This is a genomic window from Blastomonas fulva (assembly GCF_003431825.1).
Lineage (GTDB): Bacteria > Pseudomonadota > Alphaproteobacteria > Sphingomonadales > Sphingomonadaceae > Blastomonas > Blastomonas fulva.
This window is the reverse complement of sequence record NZ_CP020083.1, coordinates 3664782-3683820: the sequence shown is the minus strand read 5'-3', so window position 1 is coordinate 3683820 and position 19039 is coordinate 3664782. Positions and strand designations below refer to the sequence as shown.

Sequence of the window (19039 nt, the reverse complement as noted above, 5' to 3'; positions counted from 1 at the left end):
TTCGCGGGGGGAGACAAAACCTTCCTTCCGCGATACAGGCGTGCGCATGTTACCTGAAATCGTCATCATCGGCCGACCCAATGTCGGCAAATCCACTTTGTTCAACCGCCTGGTGGGCAAGAAGCTGGCGCTGGTCGATGACCAGCCCGGTGTCACGCGCGACCGGCGTCTGGGCAAGGCGGAGCTGCTCGGCCTGCACTTCCAGATCGTCGATACCGCAGGCTATGAGGACGAGGACCCCGAAACGCTCCCCGGTCGCATGCGCCGCCAGACCGAGCAGGCGGTCGCGACCGCCCGCGCGGCGCTGTTCGTGTTCGATGCCCGCGCCGGCATCACCCCGCTGGACGAGGAAATCGCGCGCTGGCTGCGCACCACCAAGACCCCGATCATCCTGATGGGCAACAAGGCCGAGGGCCGCGCTGCCGATGGCGGGCTGATGGAATCCTATTCGCTGGGCCTGGGCGAGCCGATCGCGTTCAGCGCCGAGCACGGCGTGGGGCTTGCCGAGCTTTTCGACGCGCTGCGCCCGCTGATCGAGGACTGGGACGAGGGCGGGGATGACGACACGCAGCTGCCCGCGGTCAACATCGATGCCGAATCGGTGGACGAGAACGCGCTGGAGGCTGCACCGCTGCAGCTCGCTATCGTCGGTCGCCCCAATGCAGGCAAATCCACGCTGATCAACACCATCCTCGGCGAGGACCGGCTGATCACCGGGCCCGAGGCCGGTATCACCCGCGATTCGATCGCGATCGACTGGACCTGGAACCCCGCCGACGGCGCGCCCTCGCGCCCCGTGCGGCTGATCGATACCGCCGGCATGCGCAAGAAGGCCAAGGTGGTCGACAAGCTCGAAAAGCTCTCGGTCGCCGATGCGCGCCGTGCGATCGATTATGCCGAGGTCGTGGTGCTGCTGCTCGATGCGACCCGCGGGCTGGAACTGCAGGAGCTCAAGATCGCCGACAACGTGATCAAGGAAGGCCGCGCGCTGATCATCGCGATCAACAAATGGGATGTGGCGCAGGACGCCTCGAGCCTGTTCAACGGCATCAAGGCCGCGCTCGACGAAGGTCTGGCGCAGCTCAAGGGCGTGCCGGTGCTCACCATATCGGGAATCACCGGCAAGGGCATCGACACGCTGATCAAGGTCGCGTTCGAAACGCGCACCGCGTGGTCGCGCCGCGTCTCCACCGGCAAGCTCAACCGCTGGTTCGAAATGGCGATCGAGACCAACCCGCCTCCTGCGCCCGGCGGCAAGCGGATCAAGCTGCGCTACATGACGCAGGCCAAGGTCCGCCCGCCCGGTTTCATCATCTTTGGCACCCGGGTGGAGGAGCTGCCCGAGAGCTATTCGCGCTATCTGATCAACAGCCTGCGGCGTGACCTGGACTTTGGCGCGGTTCCGGTGCGGCTGACCTATCGCGCGCCCAAGAACCCGTTCGCCAAGGACTGACTGCGGGCAAGCGGCCTATTGTGCAAATATTGCGGGCATCCGCGCGCGGTTATTGGGACGTTGCAAGACTTCGTTTACCATTGTCGGGGTAATTTACTCTCGGAGTGCTTTGGGGCACGACGGGAGATTGCATCATGTCCTATCTAGAGGCGCCGTTGATCAACTGGTCGACCTTTGCGGAGGCGCGTGCCACGCTGGGAACCGATTTCGTGCGCATTCTGGGCTATTTCCGCGAAGACGGCACAAAGTCCGTCGACGCGATCGAGGCCGCGATGCGCGACAAGAGCGCTGCCAGGCTGGTGCTGCCTGCGCACACGCTCAAGGGCGAATCATGGCAGTTTGGCGCCGAGCAGCTGGCGATGCTGGCCGAGAAGATCGAGATGACCGCGCGCCACTGTGTCGAAACCCAGCAGGAACCCGACGAGCTGCTCGAGGATATCGTAGGGCTGCGCGATGTGTTCCGCCTGTCGCTGGCGTCGCTTGAAAAGGAGGCCAACCCGCTGGTCGAACGCCGCAGCTTCGGCCGCCGTACGCCTGTCGCGGGCGCCGCAATGGGCGCGCAGCGCAGCTTCGGGCGCGGCTGACCGCGTCTCTCCTTCTGCCCATGGCTTGACCAGGCAGCTTTGCAGTCATATCTGGGCGGCATGGCTATCCTCCCTATTCTTGAAGTGCCCGATCCGCGGTTGAAGTCCGTCTCCACACCCGTCGAGACGTTCGACGAAGACCTGCGCACGCTCGTCGCCGACATGTTCGAAACGATGTACGACGCGCCCGGCATCGGGCTGGCCGCGATCCAGGTCGGCGTACCCAAGCGCGTGCTGGTGATCGATCTGCAGCACGAGGGCGAAGACGGCGAGCTGGTCAAGACCCCGCGGGTGTTCATCAACCCCGAAATCCTCGATCCCTCGGACGAGCACACGCTCTACAACGAGGGCTGCCTGTCGGTCCCAGATCAGTATGCCGAGGTCGAGCGTCCCTCGACGATCCGCGCCCGCTGGCAGGATCTGGACGGCAAGGTGCATGAAGAGGCGATGGACGGGCTGATGGCGACTTGCCTGCAGCACGAGATGGACCACCTCGAAGGCATCCTCTTCATCGACCACCTCTCGCGCCTCAAGCGCCAGATGGTGCTGAAAAAGCTCGAGAAGCTGCGCAAGGCTGCTTGATCGCCAACGCTTTGACAGCTTAGATCAGATCGTCACCCCCGCGTATGCGGGGGTCCCGCTTCTGCGCGTACGTTACGCCAAAGCGGGATTCCCGCATTCGCGGGAATGACGGGTATACTACCCAGTTGCTTCCCCCGCGAAGGCGGCGGCAGTTGTCCCCAGAGCGATGGCTTTGCCCCATTGCCAAGCCTTCCCCTGCGCTTTAGGTTCGCTTTTCGTTCTCCATACCCCGATCGGAAAGTACCAGCATGGACCCCGTGGTCGCCGTCCTTATCGTTGTCGCCCTGATCATCGGGCTCGCCATTGGCTGGTGGCTGGGCGGCAGGCCACTCGCCGATGCGCGCGCCGAGCGCGAGGAGGCGCAAGGCGCGCTCAAGGAGCTGCAGGAGCGGTTCAACGCCGCGATCCGCGATCTGGCAGGCGCGAGCGAGCGGGCGAAGCTGGCCGACGACCTGTCGCTGCGGCTGGAAGCCGTGCGCACCGACCATGCCGCGCTTTCGGGCCAGCTCGCCGCCGCTGCCGAGCGTGCACGCCAGGCCGACGAGCTGGCAGCAAAGCTCGACACCCTGCGTGCCGACCACGCCGCCGCGGCGCGCGAGCTTGCCACGATGAAGGCCGATGCCGCCAACCATGAAAAGCAGGTGCGGATGCTGGTCGAAGCGCGCGAACAGCTCTCGCAGCAGTTCGGCGAAGTCGGCAACAAGCTGCTGGGAGAAGCGCAGGAGGCATTCCTGCGCCGCGCGAACGAACGCTTTGCGCAGTCCGAAGAGAAGAACGAGGAAAAGATCCGCACGCTGCTGGCGCCGGTCGGCGAACGGCTCAAGACCTATGAGGAGCAGGTGCAGAAGATCGAGGCGACCCGCAGTGAGGCTTATGGCGACCTTAAGGGCTTGATGGATCAGATGCGAGCTGGCCAGCAGCAGGTCCGTGACGAGACCGCACGGTTGGTCAATTCACTTCGCAACGCTCCCAAGGCGCGCGGTCGCTGGGGCGAACAGCAGCTCAAGAACGTTCTCGAAAGCTGCGGGCTGTCGCAACACACCGACTTCATGATGGAAGTCAGCGTCGAATCCGAGGACGGGCGGCTGCGTCCCGATGCGGTGATACGCATTCCGGGTGGACGCACGCTCATTGTCGATGCCAAGGTTTCGCTCAACGATTACCAAGACGCGTTCGAGGCGGAAGACGATCTGGTCAAGTCCACCGCAATGGCGCGGCATTTCCAGTCGATGAAGAATCACGTCAATGCGCTTGGCGGCAAAGCCTATCAAACCCAATTCGGTGACGCGCCCGATTATGTGATCATGTTTGTTCCGGGCGAGCATTTCCTGTCGGCCGCGATGGAGCATGACTCCACGCTCTGGGATTTTGCGTTCGGCAAGAAGGTGTTGATCGCGACGCCGACCAATCTTGTTGCCATTGCGCGGACGGTGGCGAGCGTCTGGCAGCAGGAGGCGCTCGCGGCCAATGCGCGTGAGATCGCCGAACTGGGCAAGGAAATGTACGATCGCCTCGCGGTATCCGCCGAGCATTTGAAGCGCGTCGGATCAGGCCTGTCGAGCGCCGTTGGGCACTACAACAAGTTCGTCGGCAGCTTCGAGCGCAATGTGCTGTCCACTGGCCGCAAGTTCGCCGCGCTCAACATCGAGACCGGCAAGCGCGAGCTGGAAACGATCGACGAGATCGAAGCGCTCCCGCGCTATGGCGATGCTACGCTGATCGAGGCGGGAGAAGGAGTGAAGGACGCGGCGGAGTGAAGTCATCCGAAAACTGGAATTTCTATGCACTGCGCGTAGACGGCAGCCCGGCATCGAACTGCGTTGATATTGGTGTGGCTGATGCGGCGCCTGTTCCAGGCTTCGGCACGCTGTCCTTCTTGAGTGTGAAGATGAACATGCCTCGGCCTGATGGACTATCAAGCAACGAGGAATTTGAGACCCTTAGTCAGATTGAGAGCACCCTGCAGGCGTTTGTAGATCCAAGTCCAAGCCTTAGGTATGTTGGGCGTTCCACCCATGATGGCGGGCGGGACTTTTTCTTCTACAGCAAGGGTGACGAATTGGGGGCCGTTGCGGAGCATATGGTTGCGGCTTGGCCCGGCTATGAATTTTCGCATGGATCCCAACCCGACCCTGATTGGGGTGTGTACTGGCGCTTCCTGTATCCTTCCGCCGAAGACTTTCAACGTATGGGGAACCGCGACGTTCTGGAGCAACTTCGCATACATGGAGACGATCATGCCGTGCCGCGCGAGATCGATCATTATGCCGTTTTTGAAGCCGGTGGTGACGTCGAGGGCTTTATGGCTGCGTTGCCAGACACGTTGGTCGGTGAAGCCTTGGTTAATGAGGACGCTGACGGAACGACTACCGTAGCGTTCAAGACTTTCGGTTGCCCCGCGGAGATTGACGACCTGACAATTGATCTGTTCAGGGCTGCCAAGGATCATGGTGGTGATTACGATGGCTGGGGCTGCGTTGCCGTACCATCGCAGTGTAATTGACCTAAAATCCTCCACCAGCTTGCTGGGGAAGGGGGACCACCATCCTGCGGATGGTCCCCCTCCCTGAGACAAGCTCGGGGAGGATTAAGGGTAGGCTTACTGCCCCGTGAACTTCTTCGCGAAGCCCATGATGTCGTTCATCGGGTTGCCGTCGCCGTCGCGATCGAGAAAGCCGGTGACTTTTTTCAGCGCATCCTCGCCGCCGACCTGCGCGAGCAGGTCATTGAGCTTGTCCATCGGCAGGCCGGTCGACTCAGCAGCCGATGCGACGGTGTCCCCGGGCTGGGGGGCGGCCTTGCCGAGCGCGGCCATGGCTGACTGCACCTGCTCTTCGCTGAGGCCTACCTGCTTGGCGAGGCCGGCAATCTTGTCGACGCCGCCCAGCTGGCCGACGATGTTGTTGAGGAAATCCATCGATGCGTGCTCCCATCTCCAGCCGGGCTCTTCCGGCGAACGGGGGGCAAGTTAACATGGCGACGGCGCGCTCGCCACGCCAATCACCCCGGCAGGCGGGCGACATCTGGTAAAATCACCGCACGCCGGGCCTCTACCGAAAACAGCCGCTCGCGCGAATAGAAACGCAGCGGCCAGTCGCGCGCGCTTTCGGGTGCGTCGAGCAGCGCGTTGACCTTGTCGACCAGCGCAAGCGCAGGATGGATGCGCCGCACGAACGCGGCGACCCCGACCGCATAGCAATGCGTGATCGTGGCGTGGAACCCCTGCGCATCGGTGTTTGGCGTCCCGACGCTTTCGTTGTGCCGCCGGATGATGCCGGGCAGTTCGTGCGCCGCATCCAGATCTGGGCGCTCGGTGATCAGCCACAGGCAGGCGGCGACATGCGCCTCGTGCGTCCATTCGGCGCGCGGCAGGCAAGCGCCAATCAGCCGCTCGCCCAGGAGGCGAACGGCTGACGACGTTTCAAAATATCGGATTTCGGCTGCGGGCATCATCGGGCTTTCGACTGGAAAGGCCCGATGCTGTCCGGGCCGGATCAGGCAGCGACGGACTGCCGGACAGGAGCGGCGCTGCGAACGCCTTCATCGACATGGTCTTCGAATTGAGCGAAGTTGTCGATGAACTGGCCGACCAGCTTTTGCGCGGTGGCGTCATAGTCCGCCTTGTCGGCCCAGGTGCCGCGCGGATCGAGGATCGCAGTGTCGACGCCGGGAACGCTCACCGGAACCTCGAAGCCGAAGTTCGGATCCTTGCGGAATTCGGTGCTGTTGAGGCTGCCGTCGAGTGCGGCATTGAGCAGGGCCCGCGTTGCCTTGATCGGCATGCGGTTGCCCACGCCGTACTTGCCGCCGGTCCAGCCGGTGTTGACCAGCCAGCAGGTGACGTTGCCCTTCGCGATGCGCTCCTTGAGCAGGTTGCCGTACACCGAGGGATGGCGCGGCATGAACGGCGCACCGAAGCAGGTCGAGAACGTCGCCGAAGGCTCGGTCACGCCGATTTCGGTGCCCGCGACGCGCGCGGTGTAGCCCGAAAGGAAGTGATACATTGCTTGCTCTGCGGTCAGCCGCGCGATCGGAGGCAGCACGCCATAGGCATCGGCGGTGAGGAAGATGATGTTCTTCGGCACCGGACCCAGGTTTTCGGCCGAGGTGTTGGGGATGAAGTCAATCGGGTACGAACCGCGGCTGTTTTCCGCGAGCGTGTTGTCGGCGAAATCGAGCGTTCGGGTGTCCGCATCCATCACCACGTTCTCGAGCACGGTGCCGAAACGCTGGGTGGTGGCGTAGATCTCGGGCTCGGCCTCGGGCGAGAGGTTGATCATCTTGGCGTAGCAACCGCCTTCGAAGTTGAACACCGCGGTGTCCGACCAGCCATGCTCGTCATCGCCGATCAGCGTACGGCTGGCGTCAGCCGACAGCGTGGTCTTGCCGGTGCCCGACAGGCCGAAGAACACGGCGGTTTCGCCCTCGGGGCTGATGTTGGCCGAGCAGTGCATCGGCATCACGCCCTTGGTGGGCAGCAGATAGTTGAGGATGCCGAACACCGACTTCTTCATCTCGCCGGCATAAGCGGTGCCGCCGATCAGGATCAGCTTTTCGGTGAGGTTGACCGCGATCACGGTTTCGCTGCGCGTGCCATGCCTGGCCGGATCGGCGCGGAAGCTGGGCAGATCGATGATCGTGTATTCGGGCGCGAAATCAGCGAGCTGGTCGGCGGTGGGGCGGACCAGCAGCGTGCGGATGAACTGGCTGTGCCAGGCGAATTCGTTGATCACGCGAACGTTGACGCGGTACTCGCTCTGCGATCCGCCGAACAGGTCCTGCACGTACAGCTTGGGCTTCTCGGCGAGCGCGGCCAGGAAATCGGCCTTCAGCGCGGCGAAATTCTCGGGCGTCATCGCTACGTTGGTCTTGCCCCACCAGACCGAGTTTTCGGTCTCGGCATCCCGGACGATGAACTTGTCGGTGGCGCTGCGGCCAGTGTGCTTGCCGGTCGCGACGACCAGCGCTCCGCCCTTGGCGAGCGAACCTTCGCCATTGCGCAGGGCTTCTTCGACCAGCGCTTCGGTGCCGAGGTTCCATTTCTGGTTATCGGTTGCGGTAAAGCCCTGATCGGCAAGCGAAACTTTGGATTTGTTAGCCACTGGTAGTATTCTCCCATGTCGCGGTCACCGATGGCTGGACTTGCGCCCACTGGCCAGCCTCGACCTCGTGGAGGCGACTCGCATGTTTCATCCCTGATGTTCAATCGTCCAAGACCACTGCCACACGGTCTGTCAATAGCTGCTACCGGTGTCATAACATGGGTCAGCGATTCCGCGTCAGAGCGGTTCGCGATGGTGCGGCGCAGCATTGTGCATAAAGCAGTTGTCCCTGACGCGACGATATGCGACCGGCAGGCAGGTTCATTGAGGAGGTTTCAGCCCTGGCATGGCGGCAGTGATCGCGCTGGTCGACGACGACCGCAACATTCTGACATCGGTATCGATTGCGCTACAGGCGGAAGGCTTTGTCACGCGGCTGTATTCGGATGGCGAAGCGGCGCTCAAGGCGATCGTCGAGACGCCGCCCGACCTGTGCCTGTTCGACATCAAGATGCCGCGCATGGACGGGCTGGAACTGCTGCGCCGGGTGCGTGAACACAGCGCAGTGCCGGTGATCTTCCTGACATCGAAGGACGAGGAGCTCGACGAGGCGCTGGGACTGGCGATGGGCGCGGACGACTATATCACCAAGCCGTTCTCGCAGCGGCTGCTGATCGCGCGGATCAAGGCGATCCTGCGCCGCGCCGAGCTTATGCGCACCCCCGATGCCGCAAGCGACGAACCCGCCGCCGAACCGATCGTGCGCGGGCGACTGGAGATCGATCCCGCGCGGCACATGGTCAGCTGGGATAGCAAGCGGGTGACGCTGACCGTCACCGAATTCCTGATCCTCGAGGCGTTGGCGGCGCGGCCTGGGGTGGTAAAGAGCCGCAACCAGCTGATGGATGCGGCCTATCAGGACGACGTCTATGTCGATGACCGCACCATCGACAGCCACATCAAGCGGCTGCGGCGCAAGTTCCGCGAAGTCGATCCCGAATTTTCAGCAATTGATACATTGTATGGCGCCGGATACCGTTTCTCAGGCGAGTAACCCGCCCGCGCTGCGCTTGCGCTGGACGCGGCGGGTCTCGCTGACCTGGCGGATTCTGGCGGTCAATATCTTTGCGGTCGCGATGCTTGGCGGCGGGCTGCTGTATCTCGACAGCTATCGCGAGCAGATTATCCAGGAACGGCTGGAGCAGGAGCAGCAGAGCATCTGGCTGCTGGCGCACGCGCTCGAACGGCTCGACCAGCCTGACCGCATCGCGATGATGAAGGCGGTCGCCAGCCGCTATGCCTCGCGGGTCAGGCTTTACGACCGGGCGGGGGCGCTGCAGCTGGATAGCTTTGCGCTGGGCCGACCGACCTACACCCTGCGCGATCCTGCCGACGAGCCCTGGCAGCGCCATGCCGCGAGGCTGCTGGATGAAGGGTTTGACGGGCTGGTCAACGCCCAGAAGGTGGACGCCTATGTCGAGCGCCGTCCCGACAGGCTGGAGAACTGGTCTGAAGCCGTGGCCGCGCGCGACAGCGGCGCTGCGCATGCGCGGATGCGCTATGCGCGCGATCGCACCCCGATGATCAGCGCCGCGATCGCGCTGCCGCAGGGCTCGGGCGTGCTGTTCACCAGCTACAACGCACGCGACATCACCCGCATCGTCCGCGCGGAGCGGTTCAACCTGGCGCTGATCGTGCTGGCGACGGCTTTGGTGTCGGTGCTGTTCTCGCTGTTCCTGGCGCGCACGATCGTACAGCCGCTGCGGCGGCTGGCGAGCGCCGCGGTGCGGGTGCGGCTCGGCCGGGCGCGTGAGGTCGTTGTGCCGCGGCTGCCTTCGCGCGGCGACGAGATCGGCCTGCTGGCACGATCGCTCTCGGACATGAGCCTGGCGCTCCGGCAGAAAATCGACGCGACCGAGGCCTTTGCCGCCGATGTCAGCCACGAGCTCAAGAACCCGCTCGCCTCGTTGCGATCGGCGCTCGAGGGGCTGGGCAGCGTCAAGGACGAGGGGCTGCGCGCGCAATTGTTCGACATCGCGTGCAGCGATGTGCGCAGGCTGGACCGGCTGATCACCGACATATCCGAAGCCTCGCGGGTCGATGCGCAGCTTACCCGCACCCGGTTCGAGCCGGTGGATCTGGGCGAGATGATCGAGAACCTGCTCGATCTTCGCCGCGCGCGCGGGCTCAACCATGGGCGCGAGATAGTGTTCGCGCGGCCCCGGCGCGGGGTGGCGGTTGTGATGGGCGAGGGCACAAGGCTCGAGCGCGTGATCTCCAACCTGCTCGACAATGCGGTGTCCTTCTCTCCCCCGGGCGGGCTGGTGCGGATTGAGGCGACGCAGGTGCGCGGGCCCGAGCGGTCGCGCGTGCTGGTGAGGGTGATCGACGAAGGCCCCGGCGTGGAGCCCAGCGAGCGCGAGGAAATCTTCCGCCGTTTTCACAGCGCTCGCCCGGAAGGCGAGGCCTTTGGCCAGCACAGCGGGCTGGGCCTGGCGATTGCGCGCACGATCATTGAGGGGCATCATGGCGCGATCAGTGTCGATGACCGCGACGACGGCAACACGGGGGCGTGTTTCGAGATCCGTCTGCCGGGGATCGACCAGGAGGGACTGCCGATATCACCGGCCTAAGGCGCGGGGTAAGGCGGACAAGGGGGAGGACAATGATGCAGCCAGCAGGGCACTGCACCTATCCGGCAAGCTGTGTCAGCATTGGCGGGGCGGCGCTGCTGATCAGCGGCGAATCGGGGATCGGCAAGTCCGAACTCGCGCTGGCGCTGATCGATCGTGGCGCGCGGCTGATCAGCGATGATCACGTCACGCTGCGCTGCGGCGATGACGGCCGGCTGATCGCATCGCCTGCGCAGAACATCGCCGGGCAGATCGAGGTGCGCAACCTGGGACTGATGCCGATGCAGCCGGGACCGGAATGCCCGGTGGCGCTGCTGATCGAGCTCAACCGCGTAGCGCCGCGCTGGATCGAGCGCTGCGAGCAGCGGGTGATCCTGGGGGTCGCGATCCCGCAGATCCTGCTCACTCCCGACAGCCATGTGCTGCCGATCAAGGCGGAAATGGCGTTGCATGCCTATGGCTTGAAGGGCTAGGTCTGGCGCAGAGCTGCGGCAGCATTCCCTCCGCACCAGGGGTGGCGACATGATCGATTCCAGCACTGACGAGGGCGCGGGTTCAACATCCGATCCCGTGCCCCAGCGCATCATGCTGGTCACCGGCCTTTCGGGCGCGGGCAAGACCACCGCGCTCAAGACGCTCGAGGATCTGGGCTGGGAGGCGATCGACAACTTCCCCATCCGGCTGCTGCCGCTCCTGATCGATACGCCGCAATCGGCACGGCGCCCCGATCAGGGGCGTCCGCTCGCCATCGGGTTCGACGCGCGCACGCGCGGCTTCGATCCCGCCTCGATCGTGCGGCAGGTACGCGAGCTGGAAGAGCACCCCGAATATGCGGTGAGCACGCTGTTTCTCGATTGCGCGGGCCGCGAACTGCAGCGGCGCTACGCCGAGACCCGCAGGCGCCATCCGCTGGCGCAGGACCGTTCGGCCGAGGCAGGGATCGCCGAGGAGCGCGAATGGCTGCAGCCGCTGCGTCGCTGGTCGGAAAACGTCATCGACACCACTGACATGCCGCTGTCCGAGCTGCAGCAGGAGGTGCGCCGCCGGTTTTCGCTCGAAAAATCCCCCACCAGCGTGATCGTCACCAGCTTCGGCTTTGCCCGCGGAATGCCGCCGAGCGCCGATCTGGTGTTCGACATGCGCTTCCTGCGCAATCCGCACTGGGACAGGGACCTGCGCCCGCTCACCGGGCTGGATGCGCCGGTTGGCGCGTTCGTGATGGAGGACCCCGCCTATCAGGGCGCGGTGGACCGGATCGTCGATCTGCTGAGCTATCTGCTGCCCCATTATCAGGCGGGGGCCAAGGCCTATGTTCACATTGCCATCGGCTGTACCGGGGGGAGACACCGGTCGGTGTTCGTTGCCGAGCAGATAACCAAACGCTTGCAAGAAGCGGGGTTTTGTCCCACTGTCCAGCATCGCAACCTGACGTCAAGACCCGTCGATGCCATAGAAGGAAGCCCCGTGCAGCCGCCCGAATGATGGCGGCACAAGAGGGCAGGGAGAGCTGAAGCAGACGACGCAGGGTCAGGCAGAGATATTCTCAAGAACCAAGTAATTTGGCTCAGATACAGGCATATTGGTACAAGCATCCCCTATGATTGGTCTTATTCTCGTCACCCATGGACGGCTCGCGCAGGAGTTTCTGGTCGCGATGGAGCATGTGGTCGGCAAACAGCAAAGCATTGAAACCATCGCCATCGGCCCGAACGATGACATGGAACAGCGTCGTGCGGACATCGCCAGCGCCATTGCCAAGGTGGACACAGGCAAGGGAGTCATCGTGCTCACCGACCTGTTCGGCGGCACGCCCTCGAACCTCGCGATCTCGCTGCTCGATGCAGGCCGGGTCGAGGTGATCGCCGGCGTCAACCTGCCGATGCTGATCCGGCTGGAAGGCGCGCGCCGATCGATGAACGTGCGCGACGCAGTGGCCGCCGCGCGCGATGCCGGGCAGAAGTATATCAGCGTCGCCTCTGACCTGCTGGGGCAGGAAAGCGCGCAATGATCCAGCAGACGGTGACGATCACCAATGTGCGGGGGCTCCACGCCCGCGCCAGCGCCAAGTTCGTCACCGCCGTGGCGCGCCTGCCCGAAACGGTGCAGGTGCATGTCGCCAAGGATGACAATATCGTCACCGGCAGCTCGATCATGGGGCTGATGATGCTGGGTGCGGCACGCGGCGACAGCATCACCATCAGTGTCGAGGGCGAGGGTGCGGACGCCGCGCTCAAGAAGCTGGTGGGGCTGGTGATGGACGGCTTCGGCGAGGACTGATGGTCCGCCGCGCCCCCGTGTCCGAAACGCCATGACCATTTCCCGCCTGCCGATCACCGGCTTTTCCAACCCTGCGGTCAAGGCAGCGCGCGCGCTGCGCGAGAAGAAGCACCGCAGGCGCGAGGAGCGTTTCCTTGCCGAGGGGTTGCGCCTGCTCACCGAAGCGCGCGAGGCGGGGATCGTGCCTGAAGCCCTGTGGCTGGGCCAGCATCGTGATCCGCACCCGCTGGTAGACGCGCTCGAGCGGGCGGTGGCGGACAGCGGCGGTACGATCTACGAAACCACCACCGACATTCTCTCCAAGATATCGGGCAAGGACAATCCGCAGACGGTGCTCGGCGTGTTTGCGGACCTGCCGACCTCGCTGGCAACGCTCGACCGCAGCCGGTCGGGCATCTGGCTGGTGGCGCAGGCGATGCGCGATCCGGGCAACCTCGGCACCATGCTGCGCACCTGCGATGCGGTGGGGGCGGGCGGGTTGATCCTGGTCGACCAGTGCGTCGATCCGTTTTCGGTCGAGGCGGTGCGTGCGAGCATGGGCGCGGTGTTCACCGTGCCGCTGGCGCAGGCCGACTGGAGCGATTTCCTCATCTGGCTGCGCGCCGGGCCGGGCCAGCTGGTCGGCACAAGCCTCAACACGACCCACGACTATCGCGGCGCGGCCTATGCCAGCCCCACCTTCCTGCTGATCGGCAACGAGGCGCAGGGCCTGCCTGCGCAGTACGAGGCCGAGTGCGATCTTCTGGTCAAGATCCCGATGCTGGGCAAGGCCGACAGCCTGAATGCGGCGGTTGCTGGCGCAGTGATGGCCTATGAGGTGCTCGCGCAGCAGGGCTGAACTGCCAGGTTCTCGCCGAAATTCGACCTTCCGCTATCCGCGGCGCCGCTGTTGCGGCCGCGATCAGGTGGTCTTGTCCGATCCTGTCCGCAATTTCGTCAGTTCCGCCTGGCTGAGCAGCTTGGCTTCATCCTTGCTGCAACGGCCCAGCGCGAGATCCGCATCGGCAAAGGTGCGCCAGCCATTGTGGGTCTTGATCAGCGGAGCATCGCAATACATGCAGTTACTTCGCCAATTCAAGTTATCGTACCATGCGCGCTTGCGATCCGGCTTGTGGCCGACAGCAAGACACGCAAGAGGAATACGAATCGCCATGGGTTTACTATACTGCAGTGCAGCATAAAGCCCTATTGCAAAGCATGCATTCCCAATGCAGCTTCACTCAACTTGATACAGTTGTATGCCATGCAATTGTTTTACAGGCAACTGTGGCCGCTTGGAAATGCGATAATATCAAACGATAGATCCAAGCGTCTGAATCAATTCGGTTCGTGATCGGCGTGTCCGACGTCAGGGGGCAAGCCGCCGCTTGCCCTTCAACCTGCTGGTGAGATGATATTGCCCGCACCGGTCGCAGACATAGGGGCGAAGTTCGATATCCGCGGCCAGCGCCGTGGCGATCGCATCGCTCTGGCTGGCAAAGCGGCGCTTGCGTACGCAGATGCTGAGCCGGGTGCGGGGCATTTTTGCAACAGCCTTGGGCATTTCGGCGCGGCGGGATGCCGTGCGCCGCTCGCTCTCTTGCACCAGCATCGGGCTTTGCGCCATGACGATGGCATGATCACCTGCATCCGGCGTCGTGCCCTGTCCGTCCTGGCCCTTGTGGCCGTTGCATCACCCGTTCCTGCCGCCATGGCGGAGGCCCGGCCCGCGCCGATCTCGGAATCCGAGGTGCGCAGCCATATCGCGGTGCTGGCAAGCGACGAGTTCGAGGGGCGTGCGCCGGGAACCGCGGGAGAAACCAGAACGCTCGATTATCTTGCCAAGACCTGGGCGTCCTACGGGCTGGTATCGGGCACCAACGATACCACACGGCCCTGGTTTCAGCCGGTGCCTCTGGTCGAGCGCAAGCCCTATGGCCAGGCGGTGAGCGCCGTGGCACGCGGCAAGGCGCTCGCGCTCAAGGAGGATGGCGTCGTGCTGGCGGGCCGCAACCCCACCGATCGCGTGACTGGGGAGCCGGTGTTCGTCGGCTTCGGCGTGAAGGCCGATGGAACGCTGAACGCCGATGTTCAGGGGCGCGTTGTGCTCATGCTGTCGGCCGAACCCAAGTTCGCAGGCGCGGCCAAGCTGCCAAACCTGCGCGATCGCCAGAAGATGCTGGCGGATGCGGGCGCTGCAGCGGTGCTGATCACCGCGCCCGAAGGCGCGTCCTGGGGTGCTTTGCGCGCGCAGCTCGCCAACGGATCGATGCGGCTGGCCAGCGACGACAAGGGCGCGAAGATCGGCGGCGTGCTGCGCGGCGACGTGACCCAGGCGCTGATGCGTGCCGCCCGCCTTTCACCCGACGATGCGATCGCCAGCGCGCAGGATGCGGCGTTTGCGCCGATCACTTTGCCGGTCACGCTCGACCTTGCCACCAGCACGCAGGTGCGCGCGTTCGCCAGCCACAACGTCATCGGCAAGCTGCCGGGCGCAAGGCCGGGATCGGGCGCGGTGATCGTGCTGGGGCACTGGGATCACTTCGGCATCTGCCGCAGCGAGGAGGCCGAGGACCGCATCTGCAACGGCGCGGTGGACAATGCCAGCGGCATGGCGGTGCTGCTTACCGTGGCGGAGCGCCTCGCGCGCAGCGCCGGGGCCGGCGCGCCGTTAGACCGCGACGTCTACTTCATGGGAACCACCGCCGAGGAACGCGGCCTGCTGGGCGCCTATCATTTCGCCGACAATCCGGTGGTGCCGCTCGACCAGATCCTGGTCGCGCTCAACATCGACACCGTGGCGATCGCGCCCAAGGGCGCTCCGGTGGCCCTGGTCGGGCGCGGCGAGAACGGGCTGGACGAAATCGTCGATCAGGTAGCCATCGCCGCCGGGCGCACCGTCGATTCGGACACCGAAGCCAATGCTTTCATCCGCCGCCAAGATGGCTGGGCGCTCGCCGCCAAGGGCGTCAAGTCGATCATGGCGGGCGGCTCGTTCGCCGACATGGCGCTGCTCCAGGCGTTCCTCACCACCGTCTATCACCAGCCTGATGACGAGCTGACCGATGCCACGCCGTTGGGAGGAGCAGCGGACGATGCCAATCTGCACGTCGATCTGGTGCGGCATTTTGCCGATGAAGCGAAATATAACCCCGCACCCACTGGCGATTGACGCGCAGCTTGGTTACATGGGCCGCCACCAGAAACCAGATTCGGATCAAGAAAGTGGCATTCCGCATGGACATCCCCCTCGGCCTTACCTTTGATGATGTCCTGCTGCGCCCTGCGGCATCGGAAATCGTGCCCAGCCAGGCCGATACCGCGACGTACCTGACCAGATCGATCCGGCTGAACATCCCGGTGCTGTCCTCGGCGATGGACACCGTGACCGAGGCGCGCATGGCGATCGTGATGGCGCAGCTGGGAGGCATCGGCGTGCTCCACCGCAACCTCAGCATCGAGGAGCAGCTCGCGGCGGTCCGCCAGGTCAAGCGCTTCGAAAGCGGCATGGTGGTCAATCCCATCACCATCACCCCCGATGCACCGCTCGCCGAAGCGCAGGCGCTGATGCGGCTGCACTCGATCTCGGGCATCCCCGTCGTCGAGGAATCGGGCCGTCTCGCCGGCATCCTCACCAACCGCGACGTGCGCTTTGCCGAGAACCCCAACCAGCCGGTGCGCGAGCTGATGACCTCGGAGAATCTGGCCACCGTTCCCGCCGATGTCGGCCAGGAGGATGCGCGCCGCCTGCTGCACCAGCGCCGGATCGAAAAGCTGCTGGTGGTCGACAACAACTATCACTGCATCGGGCTGATCACGGTCAAGGACATCGAAAAGGCGGTGATGAACCCCGATGCGACCAAGGATGCCGCAGGCCGCCTGCGCGTCGCCGCTGCCTCCACCGTGGGCGAGGCGGGCTTCGAGCGCAGCAAGGCGCTGATCGATGCCGAGTGCGACGTCATCGTGGTCGATACCGCGCATGGCCACTCCAAGATGGTCGCGGTCGCGGTCGAGGCGATCAAGAAGTATTCGAGCAAGGTGCAGGTGATCGCGGGCAATGTCGCGACCGCCGGTGCCACCCGCGCGCTGATCGATGCGGGCGCCGACGGCATCAAGGTCGGCATCGGCCCCGGATCAATCTGCACCACCCGCGTCGTCGCGGGCGTGGGCGTGCCGCAGCTTTCGGCGATCATGGAATCAGCCGAGGAAGCGGACAAGTCGGGCATCCCGGTGATTGGCGATGGCGGCCTGCGCACCTCTGGCGATGCCGCCAAGGCGCTGGCTGCGGGCGCATCGACCATCATGATCGGGTCGATGCTCGCGGGCACCGAAGAGGCTCCGGGCGAGACCTTCCTGTACCAGGGCCGTGCCTACAAGAGCTATCGCGGAATGGGCAGCGTCGGCGCGATGGCGCGCGGCAGCGCCGACCGCTACTTCCAGCAGGACATCAAGGATCAGCTCAAGCTCGTCCCCGAGGGCATCGAGGGCCAGGTGCCCTTCAAGGGCCCGGCGCGCGATGTCGTCCATCAGCTGGTCGGCGGCATCAAGGCGGCAATGGGCTATACCGGATCGCCCACCATCGAATCGCTGCGCCGCAACGCCGAGTTCGTGCGGATCACCAATGCGGGGCTTCGCGAAAGCCATGTCCACGACGTGTCGATCACCCGGGAGGCTCCCAATTACCCGACCCGGTAACCGCGCATGAGGCCCTCGGCCCGCGTCCAGGCGGCGATCGATCTGGTCGATGCGATCCTGGCCGCAGCGCGCGGGCAGGGGGCGAGCGCGGACACCCTGGCGCGCAATTTCTTCCGCGAGCGGCGCTATATGGGCTCTGGCGACCGGCGCGCGGTGCGCGATCTGGCCTGGCGCGCGGTGCGGCGCTTCGGCGAGATTCCCGATAACGGCCGCGCCGCGATGGCGGGGCTGGCGCGCGAGGATGCTGCGCTTGCCGCCTTGTTCGACGGCAGCGGCTATGGCCCGGCGGCGCTCACCGATGACGAGCCTGTTGCAAGCGGCGGCGTGATCCCCAGCTGGATCGAGGCGCATTTGCCCGCGCTGTTCGACGCCGAGGAAAAGGCCGCGTTGCTCGATCGCGCGGCGCTCGATATGCGCTACGATCCGGCGCGCACGACCCGGGCGGCGCTGAGCGCGCATTGGCCCGAGATAGCCTTCAGCGATGCGCTGCCGCGTGCGGCGCGGCTGCCCAACGGCACCGCGATCGAGGCCAGCGAGCCTTGGCTACAGGGCGCGGTCGATGTGCAGGACTGGGGCAGCCAGGCGATCGTCCAGGCGTGCCTGGATGACGATGCGCCCGCGCTGGTGATCGATCTGTGCGCGGGCGCAGGCGGCAAGACGCTCGCGCTCTCGGCAATGCTGCCTGGGGTGCGGATCATCGCCTCCGACACCAGCCGCGACCGACTCGCGGCCATGGAGCCCCGGCGCAGGCGCGCCGGGTCCGATAGCATTGAGACGCTGCTGCTCAACCCCAAGCGCGAATGGGAAAGCCTCGAGCATTTCGAGGGGCAGGCGGACGTGGTGCTGGTCGATGCGCCCTGCAGCGGCTCGGGCACCTGGCGGCGAAACCCCGAGACTCGCTGGCGGCTCACCCCCGAGCGGCTCGACAAACTGGTCGCCGAACAGGCGCGGCTGATCGAGATCGCAAAGCGGCTGGTGCGGCCCGGCGGGGCTCTGGTCTATGCGGTGTGCTCGCTGCTCCCCGAAGAGGGCGCACGGCAGGTCGCGCGCGGCTTGTGCGATCAGCCCGGCTGGCATATATCCTTGAAGACTATGAACATTGGCCGCCCTGTTAGGGCCGATGGCGCGCTGGCCGCATCGCACGATGCCGCCGACCAGCCCGCCGGAATGCTCCTGACGCCGCATCACGACGGCACCGATGGCTTTTTCTTCACAAGAGCGATCCGGTCGTGATAGCCTTGCGGTCAACCTGGGAGACTATCATGCGTTTCACGCCCGCAGCCGTCGCGCTGTCACTGCTGCTTGCCACTGTTTCCAGCACCGGGATCGGCCAGCCGGTGCGCTATGCCGTCAACCCCGCCTCGCAGGCGCTGGTGGACGAAGGCTCGAGCGTGCAGCAGGCGGGCAAGCTCGACGAGGCGATCGGACTGTACGAGGCCGCGCTGGCGGTCGATCCGGGCAACCGCACCGCCTATACGCGCTGGCGCAGGTCGCGAGCGCACAAGGCCTGCCCGGCAAGGCGATCCGCTTCTACCGCGAGGCGCTCAGGCTCGACCCCAATGATGTCGCCGCTCTGGCAGGGCAAGGCGAGGCGATGGTCCAGCGCGGCGCGGTCGAAAAGGCGCGCCGCAACCTGCTACGCATCGAGGCAATCTGCACCACCGGCTGCACCGAGACGAACCGCCTGATCACCGCCATCGACCAGGCCGCCGCCAAGCCGGTGCTGTCGGCAGAAGCGGTGGCGTCCACGCCGACGGTGGCGCCGGTGACCGAGCAGCCCTGAGGGGAGGCTGG

The 19039-nt window shown here is 64.9% G+C and carries 20 protein-coding genes and 1 pseudogene; 16 read left to right on the top strand and 5 right to left on the bottom strand.

Going from position 1 to position 19039, the window contains the following annotated elements:
* The first annotated feature begins 46 nt into the window (after positions 1-46).
* The 5 genes from der to B5J99_RS17355 all read left to right on the top strand — a co-directional run bounded on the left by der (position 47) and on the right by B5J99_RS17355 (position 5122).
* A complete protein-coding gene (gene der, locus B5J99_RS17375; protein ID WP_054134724.1) occupies positions 47-1453 on the top strand; it encodes a ribosome biogenesis GTPase Der in 1407 nt (468 codons plus the stop codon).
* 134 nt (positions 1454-1587) lie between these two features.
* Positions 1588-2037, top strand: a complete 450-nt coding sequence (locus tag B5J99_RS17370; protein ID WP_054134723.1) for an Hpt domain-containing protein — start codon at positions 1588-1590, stop codon at positions 2035-2037.
* A gap of 60 nt (positions 2038-2097) precedes the next feature.
* Positions 2098-2619 carry a peptide deformylase gene (def, locus tag B5J99_RS17365; protein WP_117353117.1) on the top strand — a complete coding sequence of 174 codons (522 nt, stop codon included), beginning with the start codon at positions 2098-2100 and terminating at the stop codon, positions 2617-2619.
* 248 nt (positions 2620-2867) lie between these two features.
* Complete coding sequence (locus tag B5J99_RS17360; protein ID WP_117353116.1) at positions 2868-4376, top strand: DNA recombination protein RmuC; 1509 nt, start codon at positions 2868-2870, stop codon at positions 4374-4376.
* Positions 4373-5122: a DUF695 domain-containing protein gene (locus tag B5J99_RS17355; RefSeq protein WP_117353115.1), complete on the top strand. Its 750-nt coding sequence runs from the start codon at positions 4373-4375 to the stop codon at positions 5120-5122. The genes B5J99_RS17360 and B5J99_RS17355 overlap by 4 nt, the downstream gene beginning before the upstream one ends.
* Positions 5123-5218: 96 nt before the next feature.
* Here B5J99_RS17355 and B5J99_RS17350 read toward each other — a convergent pair whose 3' ends face one another.
* The 3 genes from B5J99_RS17350 to B5J99_RS17340 form a co-directional block, all read right to left on the bottom strand.
* Positions 5219-5536 carry a hypothetical protein gene (locus tag B5J99_RS17350; RefSeq protein WP_117353114.1) on the bottom strand — a complete coding sequence of 106 codons (318 nt, stop codon included), beginning with the start codon at positions 5534-5536 and terminating at the stop codon, positions 5219-5221.
* Between the two features lie 83 nt (positions 5537-5619).
* On the bottom strand, positions 5620-6072 hold the full coding sequence (locus B5J99_RS17345; RefSeq protein ID WP_245991677.1) for a hypothetical protein: 453 nt from the start codon (positions 6070-6072) through the stop codon (positions 5620-5622).
* Positions 6073-6113: 41 nt separating this feature from the next.
* A complete protein-coding gene (locus tag B5J99_RS17340; RefSeq protein ID WP_117353113.1) occupies positions 6114-7721 on the bottom strand; it encodes a phosphoenolpyruvate carboxykinase in 1608 nt (535 codons plus the stop codon).
* Positions 7722-8007: 286 nt separating this feature from the next.
* Between B5J99_RS17340 and B5J99_RS17335 the strand changes: the two genes are divergently transcribed.
* The 7 genes from B5J99_RS17335 (at position 8008) to B5J99_RS17305 (ending at position 13409) form a co-directional block, all read left to right on the top strand.
* A complete protein-coding gene (locus B5J99_RS17335) occupies positions 8008-8715 on the top strand; it encodes a response regulator transcription factor (protein ID WP_117353112.1) in 708 nt (235 codons plus the stop codon).
* Entirely contained in the window at positions 8684-10294 is a 1611-nt protein-coding gene (locus B5J99_RS17330) for a sensor histidine kinase (RefSeq protein WP_054134717.1), read from the top strand. Before B5J99_RS17335 ends, B5J99_RS17330 begins: the two co-directional genes overlap by 32 nt.
* Before the next feature lie 32 nt (positions 10295-10326).
* Positions 10327-10767, top strand: coding sequence for an HPr kinase/phosphorylase (locus B5J99_RS17325; protein WP_245991676.1), 441 nt, complete (start codon positions 10327-10329; stop codon positions 10765-10767).
* A gap of 49 nt (positions 10768-10816) precedes the next feature.
* Positions 10817-11776, top strand: a complete 960-nt coding sequence (gene rapZ / locus B5J99_RS17320; protein WP_054134716.1) for an RNase adapter RapZ — start codon at positions 10817-10819, stop codon at positions 11774-11776.
* Positions 11777-11891: 115 nt separating this feature from the next.
* The gene (locus tag B5J99_RS17315) at positions 11892-12302 is read left to right on the top strand and encodes a PTS sugar transporter subunit IIA (RefSeq protein ID WP_054134715.1); all 411 of its coding nucleotides are present in this window, start codon (positions 11892-11894) and stop codon (positions 12300-12302) included.
* Positions 12299-12571, top strand: a complete 273-nt coding sequence (locus tag B5J99_RS17310) for an HPr family phosphocarrier protein (RefSeq protein WP_069050344.1) — start codon at positions 12299-12301, stop codon at positions 12569-12571. The genes B5J99_RS17315 and B5J99_RS17310 overlap by 4 nt, the downstream gene beginning before the upstream one ends.
* Positions 12572-12602: 31 nt before the next feature.
* The gene (locus tag B5J99_RS17305; protein WP_117353111.1) at positions 12603-13409 is read left to right on the top strand and encodes a TrmH family RNA methyltransferase; all 807 of its coding nucleotides are present in this window, start codon (positions 12603-12605) and stop codon (positions 13407-13409) included.
* A 63-nt stretch (positions 13410-13472) separates the two neighbouring features.
* On the opposite strand, the gene B5J99_RS19615 is transcribed toward B5J99_RS17305, so the two are convergent.
* Together B5J99_RS19615 and B5J99_RS17300 are read right to left on the bottom strand one after the other, a co-directional pair.
* The gene (locus B5J99_RS19615; protein ID WP_162892644.1) at positions 13473-13628 is read right to left on the bottom strand and encodes a hypothetical protein; all 156 of its coding nucleotides are present in this window, start codon (positions 13626-13628) and stop codon (positions 13473-13475) included.
* A 291-nt stretch (positions 13629-13919) separates the two neighbouring features.
* Complete coding sequence (locus tag B5J99_RS17300) at positions 13920-14177, bottom strand: hypothetical protein (RefSeq protein ID WP_117353110.1); 258 nt, start codon at positions 14175-14177, stop codon at positions 13920-13922.
* 9 nt (positions 14178-14186) lie between these two features.
* Between B5J99_RS17300 and B5J99_RS17295 the strand changes: the two genes are divergently transcribed.
* The 4 genes and pseudogenes from B5J99_RS17295 (at position 14187) to B5J99_RS17280 (ending at position 19028) form a co-directional block, all read left to right on the top strand.
* A complete protein-coding gene (locus tag B5J99_RS17295; protein WP_117353588.1) occupies positions 14187-15722 on the top strand; it encodes a M28 family peptidase in 1536 nt (511 codons plus the stop codon).
* A 65-nt stretch (positions 15723-15787) separates the two neighbouring features.
* The gene (gene guaB / locus B5J99_RS17290; RefSeq protein WP_117353109.1) at positions 15788-17245 is read left to right on the top strand and encodes an IMP dehydrogenase; all 1458 of its coding nucleotides are present in this window, start codon (positions 15788-15790) and stop codon (positions 17243-17245) included.
* Positions 17246-17251: 6 nt separating this feature from the next.
* On the top strand, positions 17252-18478 hold the full coding sequence (locus B5J99_RS17285) for an RsmB/NOP family class I SAM-dependent RNA methyltransferase (protein ID WP_117353108.1): 1227 nt from the start codon (positions 17252-17254) through the stop codon (positions 18476-18478).
* A 29-nt stretch (positions 18479-18507) separates the two neighbouring features.
* Positions 18508-19028: pseudogene (locus B5J99_RS17280) on the top strand (tetratricopeptide repeat protein).
* The last annotated feature ends 11 nt before the right edge of the window (positions 19029-19039 follow it).